Origin of the sequence: Pedobacter sp. (genome assembly GCF_035317785.1) — a bacterium.
In the GTDB taxonomy this organism is placed as follows: Bacteria; Bacteroidota; Bacteroidia; order Sphingobacteriales; family Sphingobacteriaceae; genus Pedobacter.
This window is the reverse complement of record NZ_DATHGC010000188.1, coordinates 1-9885: the sequence shown is the minus strand read 5'-3', so window position 1 is coordinate 9885 and position 9885 is coordinate 1. Positions and strand designations below refer to the sequence as shown.

Annotated in this window: 7 protein-coding genes; 4 read left to right on the top strand and 3 right to left on the bottom strand. The window is 42.2% G+C overall.

What is annotated here, in order from left to right:
- From VK541_RS11535 to VK541_RS11525, 3 genes are all read right to left on the bottom strand, one after another.
- On the bottom strand, window positions 1–255 hold a 255-nt coding region (locus VK541_RS11535), incomplete at its 3' end, for a hypothetical protein (protein WP_324370179.1).
- Window positions 256–531: 276 nt separating this feature from the next.
- Window positions 532–846 (bottom strand): metalloregulator ArsR/SmtB family transcription factor, encoded by a 315-nt coding sequence (locus tag VK541_RS11530; RefSeq protein ID WP_324370177.1) that lies wholly within the window; start codon window positions 844–846, stop codon window positions 532–534.
- Between the two features lie 124 nt (window positions 847–970).
- A complete protein-coding gene (locus VK541_RS11525; protein WP_324370175.1) occupies window positions 971–2401 on the bottom strand; it encodes an arabinose isomerase in 1431 nt (476 codons plus the stop codon).
- Window positions 2402–2564: 163 nt separating this feature from the next.
- Here VK541_RS11525 and VK541_RS11520 point away from each other — a divergent pair, with 163 nt between their 5' ends.
- From VK541_RS11520 to VK541_RS11505, 4 genes are all read left to right on the top strand, one after another.
- Entirely contained in the window at window positions 2565–3458 is an 894-nt protein-coding gene (locus tag VK541_RS11520) for an AraC family transcriptional regulator (RefSeq protein WP_324370173.1), read from the top strand.
- Window positions 3459–3596: 138 nt separating this feature from the next.
- Entirely contained in the window at window positions 3597–6032 is a 2436-nt protein-coding gene (locus VK541_RS11515; protein WP_324370171.1) for a TonB-dependent receptor domain-containing protein, read from the top strand.
- A gap of 67 nt (window positions 6033–6099) precedes the next feature.
- Window positions 6100–7227, top strand: a complete 1128-nt coding sequence (locus VK541_RS11510; RefSeq protein WP_324370169.1) for a hypothetical protein — start codon at window positions 6100–6102, stop codon at window positions 7225–7227.
- Window positions 7228–7323: 96 nt separating this feature from the next.
- Window positions 7324–9633, top strand: a complete 2310-nt coding sequence (locus VK541_RS11505; RefSeq protein ID WP_324370167.1) for a glycoside hydrolase family 95 protein — start codon at window positions 7324–7326, stop codon at window positions 9631–9633.
- The last annotated feature ends 252 nt before the right edge of the window (window positions 9634–9885 follow it).

Genomic DNA, 9885 nt, shown 5'->3' with positions numbered 1-9885 from the left:
CCTGACAGTTACCCGTGCACCAAGGCCCAAATTGCCAATCCCTTCGTAGTTGATCACTATTATTTCACTTCCGTTCTCGACTGTTTTAACAACGCTAACTTTTTTAGCTTGCGAAGAACTGAATGACATATATTTCAAATCTTCGCTGCGAAACTCTATCTTAAAAAGCGGCAAATTTCCGTGATTCGGAATGAGCAGCTCGTGATCTGGCTGTGTTACACGAAATGATTCGATTGTCCCTTTGTCGGAGTTCATTAGTAGCCGATAGTTCGGATTGATCACCATCACAGGGGCTTTTTGGGCTGAGGTCACTAGTATGCATCCTAAGAATCATAATCCAAGCAATCTTAACTTCATAATTATTTTTTTAGAGAGTGATTTTTGCTTACCGATAAAACACGATATGACTTGCTCAAATATACTTGAGCCACCTCTGAGTATCATATCCCTTTCTTATGGAATTATAATACTATTTTTCACATCTTCATTACATCCATTTGCCCCGTCCTGAAATACCAACCCATTACATGATCAATGATCGTTATTTAACAGGTTTTCAAGGGCATCCAGTTTATCGTTCCAGAATTTCCTGTATTGGTTGATCCATTCAGATGCCTCCCGGAGTGATGAGAGGTTCGCATTGCAGTAGTGGTCCCGTCCCTGCTTATGAATCGTAATCAGGCCGCATTCGGTCAGTATACGGATGTGTTTGGATATGGCTGGCCGGCTGACCGGGAAGTGCCCGGCCACAGATTTCAGATTTAAAGGTTCTTTTGCAATCATTTGTATGATAGCTCTCCGTGTTGGATCAGCTATAGCCTGAAATACGTCTCTTCTGGTTTCCATTAGCATTTATAATATATAACCAAGTGGTTACTCAAATATACATTACTATTTGGTTTCCCAAAATTATTTTAGATCTTTTTAAGATAGCCATGCGGGTAAGAGGTTCCGGCAAAAGGCTTCTTATTTAACATACCTGCACTACGTCAATATTTAACAATTGTCCAAGTTTCTTAATTTTGGAACTAATATGTCCAGTTCCAACTGCACAGTGATGGGCCGGGCCATAACTGTTCCAGTCGTTCACAAATTTTCTGGCGCCTATTGAGAATTTATACCGGCTGTTGGTGTTTCCAATTTCCAATATGGGGCCAGCAACAGATTCTGCTTCGGCTATCAGCAGCATAAGCTTGCCGCTTGCCTGCTCTACTACAGAAAGCAAGGTAACCCGACCATTCTTTACCGACATTTCCACTGATAATCCGTTTCCTACTTTGCCATGATATATCGCCAGGCGACGTACTTTTATACGCCCCTGAGCAATGGCAATATGGCCTGGTCCGTCATGCCCCATCAGCACTACATCATCTTTGTAGTCCATCGCATAGTATTCGGTAAAAGAGCCTCCTGAACCAAAACTGTCCATGATTTTCATAGCCTGGGCGTTCTTAATCTCGTACTCTCCGGCAACAGGTATTCCTCTGGCAGTTAATAAGGAGTTTCCAAGAATGATGGAACTGATGGTATCCTCATTATCAAAATTTCCTGTTCCTTTATAATAATAGGCGATAGATCCCAGACTATAGCGCTCAACCAATTTATCTAAGGCAACAGATGTTTTTGCCGCTCTTTCCAGTTCTTCAATGGAACAATCTTCCTGCACATCGAATGTTTCGTTGAACAGGATTACCCTTTCCTGTATTTCCTCAGAGGATACCTCTTTACGCAGACCCGCCAGCTCATCTACCTCCAGCAATTCTATATGACCACCAAAAGTGGCATATTGCTGGGTAAGGTCCGAATAAATGTCCAGCATGCCGCTATAGTAATGACCCATGCACCCCATTCGGTTATGAGACATGATATTGGCCACTTTGGCTGCCTGTACCCATTCTGCAATTTCATCCCAGCACTCAGGATCATTATTTAGCATCCCTGTAATTTGATGAAATTTTATGCCTGTACGGTTAAATACATTTGCTATTTCCGGTACAGGGCAGGAGGAACAGAACGCTAACCATTCGCCGGTCATTTTGGTGCGGTTGGTCAATTTATTGAAATTACTATAATCAATCGCTGCTTCCGGTGAAAGGTTGAGAATAATGACCGGTACTTTTGCTTTTTGCACCACAGGCAAAACTGTAGATGAAAGGGCATAAGTTGTAACATACAAAAAGATCAGATCTACATCTTCCGTGCGAAAACGGCTGCCTGCCTCAAATGCTTTATCCGGGGTATCGATTAATCCAAGATTTATGATTTGCGGATGGATGGCTGAAAGTTTTTGTTCTACTGCTGAAAGGTAATTTTCAAGACGTTCTTTCAAACCTTCAAATTGTTTCCAGTAAGCATCAAGGCCTATACCGAACAGACCAATTTTTAGCGATGATTTTTGCATTAGTAATAAATATATGAGCAGGATAGTTAATCTAACAAACATACCTCCTATTGCTAAAATTATAACAGGAGTATCTGATATTTTTATAACAGAATTTGACATATTGAATGTCTATTCTGTTTATATGATTAGCTTAGTGTTATAAACCAAATTAAAAATCATTATGGAGAATTATTTCAGATATTTTCCAACAAGTGAAAAGGATGAATCTTGGGGTTTAACAGTGTTGAATGCTGGTTGCACACAAATCGAAAAGCACTCCTATTACCCTCCGCTTAATCACCCGTCTCATCATTATTTCAACTGGGATACCGGTAGGACTTTGGATGAGTATCAGCTTATTTATATTACAAAAGGTGTAGGATATTTTGAATCAGAAAATTGCAGTGAAAATATAACCGAGGGATCAGTCATATTGCTGCACCCGGAACAAAGACATCGGTATAAACCAGATTTTGAAACAGGCTGGAATGAGTTCTGGGTAGGGTTTAAAGGAATTTTTATGGATAACATCGTTGCTAAAGAATATTTTGATCCTGCTAAAACAGTCTTTAATGTAGGATTTAATGGCACCATTCTAAGCCTTTTCAACGACATTCTGAAGTTTTCTACCGAAGAGAAACCTGGTTATCAGCAGGCCATTTCCGGGGCTGTCATTTATTTGTTGGGTTTGCTGCATTCGGAACATCAGCAAGACACTTTATTGGAAAAAGACATTATCGAAGAAACGGTGGACAAAGCCCGGTTAATTTTTCGTGAAAGAATTAATGAAAATGTAACTCCCGAAAAAGTAGCAGAAGAACTAAAGGTCGGTTACTCCTGGTTTAGAAAAATATTTAAAAAATATACAGGTTTAGCGCCGGGACAATACCTGATCCAACTAAAAATCCAGAAAGCTAAGGAGTTATTGGCTGATCCGTCTAAACGTGTCAAAGAAATTGCTTTTGAGCTCGATATAGAATCTTCCTTTTATTTTTCCCGGTTGTTTAAAGATAAAGTAGGACTTACCCCGGTAGAGTATCGAAATCAAGTCCTAAAGAAGCATAAATTTAATTAACGATTATTGATGTAAATATCCTTCGATTCAGTGATCGGGAATGATCATGGATAAAAGATCGTTCACAAAATAAGAACGGCTTCTGCTGTAACCAATTCTTTTAAATTTCGTCTTATTGGTATAACCATTCTACATTTGATGAAAACCTATTTAAGATTTGTATTCCCGTTTTTATTTTATATTTTACCGCTCAGCCTCAGGGCCCAGCAGAATCAGAAAGTCACCGGAACCATTAGAGACAATAAGCAGACCCTGCCGGCGGCAAGTGTGCTTTTGTATACGGCTAAAGACTCTGTGCTGGTCACTACAGCAATGACCGATGGAGAAGGAAAGTTCAGTTTCGCCGTTGGTCCGGGACTTTATTATATTTTGGCAACATCAGTTGGGTATGATAAAGTAAAAACAGCGGCGTTCCAGCTAAACGGGTCTGCAGTACATGAACTTCCGGCGGTCCTGTTAAAGGAGAATACAAATAAACTCAATGAAGTGAGTATAGTTGCATCGAAACCTGTTTTAGAACGGAAAGGGGACAAGCTGATCTTCAATATCGAAGCGACGCCCTCGGCTGCCGGCCTTACCGGGCTGGAAGTACTGCGAAAAGCACCGGGCGTGACCATTGATCATAATGAAAACATCTCTCTAGCCGGTAAAAACAATGTATTGGTAACGATTGATGGAAAGCAGACCTATCTAAGTGGCGCCGAAGTTGTCAATCTGCTGAAATCCATGTCGAGTTCTGAAATTGAAAGTATTGAAATTGTCAACAATCCCGGGGCAAGGTATGAAGCGAATGCTACCGGGGGCATCATCAACATCAAGACAAAGAAAAGCCGGGCAGAAGGCTTTAATGGAAGCCTGACAATTGGTGCCGGATATAACCAGCGCATACAATCCAATAACTCTGTCAATCTGAACTACCGCAAACAATTTTTTAATGTGTTTGGTTCATACGATTACAACAGGTGGCCATTTCAGGAAAACCTGACCATAGACAGGGTAACCCCAGGCATGAACTCAAAGCAACTGTATTTTAGTCAGAGAAATAAAGATACTTCAGTTTTTGCGTCCAATAACTTTAAAATCGGGACTGACTTCTTTCTGACAAAGAATCATACGGTGGGCGTATTGTTTAAGGGAAATATAAATGGATTTGATCAAAAGGGTTTTAGCAGGATTGCTATCGGTGATTCGTTTGCGCAGCCTGATTCGATCTTGCAGACGCCAAGTAAAAACTCATCAGACCGTAATAATTTTTCATACAACGTTAATTACAAGGGTGTTTTGGATACCGCCGGACAGGAGATTACCGTTGATTTGGATTATTCCACATTTGACGGCACCAATAACGCAAATTTTGTGAACCGGTTTTTTCTCCCGGACGGCTCCTTTTTTAAGAATGGACAGATTTACAGGAACTTTGCACCTTCTGATATCAACATTAAGGCTATAAAAGGCGACTATGTATTGCCGCTCAATAAAATGTTTAAGCTGGAAGCAGGCATTAAGGTTGCGAGTGTAAAAAGTGACAACAATTTTGTTTATGAGAATGATATCAATGGAGAATGGATCCGGGACAACAACCGAAGTAACCGTTTTAAGTATGACGAACAGGTAAGTGCGGCTTACACGATTGTAAACGTTACTGCAGGAAAAATGTCAATTCAGGCTGGTCTTCGTGCAGAGCGCACCAGTTCTACAGGCAATTCGGTAACTACAAACCAACTGACTGAGCGGACCTATACGGATTTTTTTCCGTCTATGACGTTGAGCCGTAATTTCGATGCAGATCATGTGGCCAGTCTGTCTTATTCCAGGAAGATCAACAGGCCAAATTATCAGAACCTGAATCCATTTATTTATTATTTGGACCAGTATACCTACAACGAAGGAAATCCAAATCTGAAGCCTGAGTATTCTACAAATTTTGAGGCGACGTATCTTTTGAAGCAAAAATATAGTGTTGCCATTGGATATAGCCATACTTCAGATGTGATTGCGCAGATTTTGCTGCAGAATGAAGCAAAGAAATCCATGTACCAGACTGTTTTAAACCTTGCCTCCAATGATATTGTGTCGCTTACCTTTAATTTTCCTGTGAAGGTCAGTAAATGGTGGGGCATGACAAATAATCTCGTGGGTTATCACAAGCAAATTCAGGCACCCGATCTGAATGGAACAGACCTGAACTCCAAACAATTTAGTGCGAGTTTGTACACTCAGAATAATTTTATGCTGAGCAAGCAATTTAGTGCCGATGCTTCCGTCTATACCAGTACTGCGCAGATAGACGGCGCATTTAAAGTAAAAAGCATGCTGAGTGCTGATGCTGGTCTGCGCTATAATTTTCCAAATCAGAACGGCAATTTAAAACTTGGGGTTGGCGATATTTTTCACAGCCAAAGGGGACGGGTATTCAGCACCCTGCCTGGCAATGTATATAACCTGGTACAATGGGGCACTTCAACCAATGTGAGGCTGACTTTTACCTACAGGTTTGGGAAAACGACTGTTAAGTCCGAACGAAACAGGCAGACTGGTCTTGATGCAGAACAGAAGAGGCTGGGAGGAAAATAGCACAGCAGCTGTTGTGGTTTCGGGAGGGACTTGTTATGTTTGATAAATGCTCAATTAGAACAAGTTTATGAAAAAGAGAAGTCTGCTTATTATGTTGCTGTCAATGCTGACGTTTGCAACAATGGCATTACCTGGAAAGCGTTACCCAAGCCGCAAAATCGTATTAGATACAGGCCGTTATTTGTACGTTGCGGTTCCCGGAATTCGTGATTACATGGGCTACGGAGGGCATGGCTTGCTTGTTTTTGACATAAATAAAAACCATCAATTCGTGAAACGGATTGAAACCCGGGGCTTTCATCCCAATAATAAACCATCAAATGTTAAAGGAATTGCAGTCAGTCTTCCTAACAATAGTATCTATATCAGTACTTTAGAGTCGCTGCAGCGCATAGATCTCAGCTCAGGAAAAATCATCTGGGAAAAAGTGCTTGAAGGCGGGGCTGACAGGATGTCAATATCTCCGGATGGCAAGATTATGTACCTCCCTTCTCTGGAGAATAAATTCTGGAATGTCGTGGATTGTAAGACCGGGGAGATTATAAAAAAAATAGAGGGCTTCAAAAGGGCACACAATACCGTGTATGGGTTGTCAGGGGACCGTGTTTATCTGGGTGATCTGGGGTCGCCATGGCTTAAGGTAGCAGATACGAAAACACACAGCATCATCAATCAGGTCGGTCCTTTTGGGAATTTTATCCGGCCGCTTACCGTTAATGGAAAAGAAACAAGGGCATATGTAACTGTAGACAGTTTGCTTGGTTTTGAGGTAGGAGACCTGAAGACCGGTAAAAAACTTGCACGTATAACCGTGGAAGGGTGGGAAAAAGGACCGGTAAGACGGCATGGGAACCCAAGTCATGGCATAGGCCTTACTCCTGATGAGAAAGAGATATGGTTATGTGACGGATTTAATATGCGTCTTCATGTTTTTAAAGCGGAAGTGCCGTACCAGCAATTGACGACCATACCTTTACAGGATATGCCAGGCTGGGTGACTTTTAGCGTCGATGGCAAGTATGCTTATCCTTCAAGCGGCGAAGTTATAGATGTCACGACCCGTAAAGTGCTGCTGACGCTTAAAGACGAGTTTAACAACAGCGTTGCGAGCGAAAAAATGATTGAAGTTGAGTTTGAAAATGGAAAAGCAATATCTGCTGGCGATCAATTTGGTGTCGGACGGCTAATGCGGTAACTGTATGTCAAAATCGCTTATGAGGATGTTAGAATAATTGAATATATCAAGTGTATCTTTAACTATCATTGATCATCAATTAAACCTGCACAATAAATGAAATTATTCCGTTGTCAATTTTCCCTGATCATTGCGTTAGCGATCTTTCAGGTAATGGTTGTTAATCAGCTGTCCATTGCCCAAAGCAAGAAAACTTTGGATGCTGTGTCCACGTTAAAAATATGGGATAATAAACCTGCCCAAAAATGGATGACTGATGCTTATCCAATGGGTAATGGAAGAATAGGCGGGATGGTTTTCGGTGGCTTGAAGCAGGAACATATCCAGTTCAATGAGATCAGCCTATGGACAGGTGATGAAACCGAAACAGGCGCCTATCAGGCCTTTGGGGATCTTTTTGTCAATTTTAATAATGGAAGTACCAAAGATCAGGATACTGTATCCCGGGTGCCCTCAGACTACCGCCGTGAGCTTGACTTGAGCAAAGCCATACAGCAGGTCAGTTATACCAGTGATGCCATACCCTATAAGAGGGAGTATTTCTGCAGTTTCCCTGATAAGGTGATGGTGCTGAGGTATACAGCCGGTAAAAAAGGGGCTTATTCTGCTACGATCCAGCTTAAAGATGCCCACAAGGCAAAAGTATCTGCATCAGGCCTGACCCTGCAGATCACAGGTAAACTGGAAAATGGACTTGCCTATCACGTGACTGTTGCTGTAAAAACGGAAGGCGGGTCTAATATTATAGAGCCCGATGGCAATGGCGGTTTTCAGTTTAGCATCCGCCATGCGGATGCTTTTACGGTACTGCTTTCAGCAGCGACTGATTATAGCAACAAACGCAGCCAGTTTTGGAGGGGTGCTGCACCAGGGCCTAAAGTAAAAGCAGTCATTGCGGCAGCATCCGCTAAAAGCTTCGCGGTACTGAAAGCGAATCATCTGAAAGATTATCAGGCTTTATTTAACAGAGTAGGCTTGAATTTGGGTGGTGCTACCCAGGCACAGCGCGCAATGCCGACCTATCAAAGACTGATCAATTATAAAAATACTCTGGACCATGGTCTGGAAGAGATCTTGTTTCAGTATGGCAGATATTTGCTGATCAGTTCATCCAGAAAAGGAGGATTGCCAGCCAATTTACAAGGTTTATGGAATGAAAGCAACAATCCGCCATGGCGTTCAGATTACCATTCGAACATCAATATCCAGATGAATTACTGGCTGGCAGAACAAACCAACCTGGCTGAATGTCATTTTCCATACCTGGACTATATCAACAGCATGCGCGAGGTTAAAAAACAGAACACAAAGAAAGAATATCCGGGAGTTCGCGGCTGGACGGTAAAAACGGAGAATGGCATATTTGGCGGAGAAAGCTTTTTGTGGAATACCCCCGGAAGCGCCTGGTATGTACAGGATGTATGGGAGCATTACGCATTTACAAAGGATGTTGCTTACTTAAGGAGCTTTGGTTATCCTTTGCTGAAAGAGATCTCTGAGTTTTGGGATGACCATTTGAAAAGAAGACCGGATGGTGTACTGGTGGCCCCTAACGGATGGTCGCCTGAACATGGGCCTACTGAAGATGGGGTGACTTACGATCAGGAAATCATATACGACCTGTTTACCAATTACATAGCTGCAGCAGATATATTAAAAATCGATAAAGCATACAGAGATCACATTTATGACCTGAGGGCCCATTTATTGGGGCCAAAGATTGGTAAATGGGGTCAGCTGCAGGAGTGGGAGACAGATCGTGATGATCCTAAAGACACTCACCGTCATGCATCGCACTTGTTTGCGCTGCATCCGGGCAAGCAGATCAGCACAATAAAAACCCCTGAACTGGCCAATGCGGCAAAAGTAAGCTTATTGGCCAGGGGCGATGCTTCTACAGGTTGGTCTATGGCCTGGAAGGTGAATTTTTGGGCAAGGCTGCAGGATGGAGATCATGCCTATACCATCATTAAGAACTTTATTACCCCGGTAGGCGGTGTGGGTACCGACTACAACCAGGGCGGGGGAGTTTACAGTAACCTATTCTGTGCGCATCCTCCATTTCAGATCGATGGTAATTTTGGATACACAGCCGGAGTTTCAGAAATGCTGCTCCAAAGTCAGACGGGAGATATTCAGCTGATCCCTGCGTTACCTAAAGACTGGGCGAGCGGAAGTGTGAAAGGCCTGCGTGCAAGAGGGAATTTCGAGATCGTAAGTATGGTTTGGAAGAACGGAAAAGTGGTGTCGCTTAACATTAAATCCTTATCAGGTGGCACCTGTAAACTTCATGTGCCAAATGCTTTGAAGGCAGGTTTTAAGTTAAAGAGCGAAGTAAAGGATACCAGTCATAGCTATAGTTTTAATACAGTTGCCGGTAAAACCTATGTGTTTACAGCGGGCTAAAATAAAGCCCGCAAAAGTATTTTGAAACGAAATACAAAAAAGGAATTGGATAAGTGATTGATTCCTAGTAATTAGCCTATTATTGAGCCCTGGACGGGGATAATTTAATGCTAAACGGGGTTTAAATAATTTGCATCGATATGTTTTTTTTATATCTTTGCGTCCCGTAGCAATTAAGGCTATAGGAAAGATACCAGTTCGGGGTGTAGCGTAGCCCGGTATCGCGCCACATTTGGGATGTGGAGGTCGTAG

What these genes read in the sequence shown, in the direction of transcription:
- VK541_RS11530 (WP_324370177.1), bottom strand. Translation starts at nt 846, where the DNA reads ATGGAAACCAGAAGAGACGTATTTCAGGCTATAGCTGATCCAACACGG.
- VK541_RS11525 (WP_324370175.1), bottom strand. Translation starts at nt 2,401, where the DNA reads ATGCAAAAATCATCGCTAAAAATTGGTCTGTTCGGTATAGGCCTTGAT.
- VK541_RS11520 (WP_324370173.1), top strand. Translation starts at nt 2,565, where the DNA reads ATGGAGAATTATTTCAGATATTTTCCAACAAGTGAAAAGGATGAATCT.
- VK541_RS11515 (WP_324370171.1), top strand. Translation starts at nt 3,597, where the DNA reads ATGAAAACCTATTTAAGATTTGTATTCCCGTTTTTATTTTATATTTTA.
- VK541_RS11510 (WP_324370169.1), top strand. Translation starts at nt 6,100, where the DNA reads ATGAAAAAGAGAAGTCTGCTTATTATGTTGCTGTCAATGCTGACGTTT.
- VK541_RS11505 (WP_324370167.1), top strand. Translation starts at nt 7,324, where the DNA reads ATGAAATTATTCCGTTGTCAATTTTCCCTGATCATTGCGTTAGCGATC.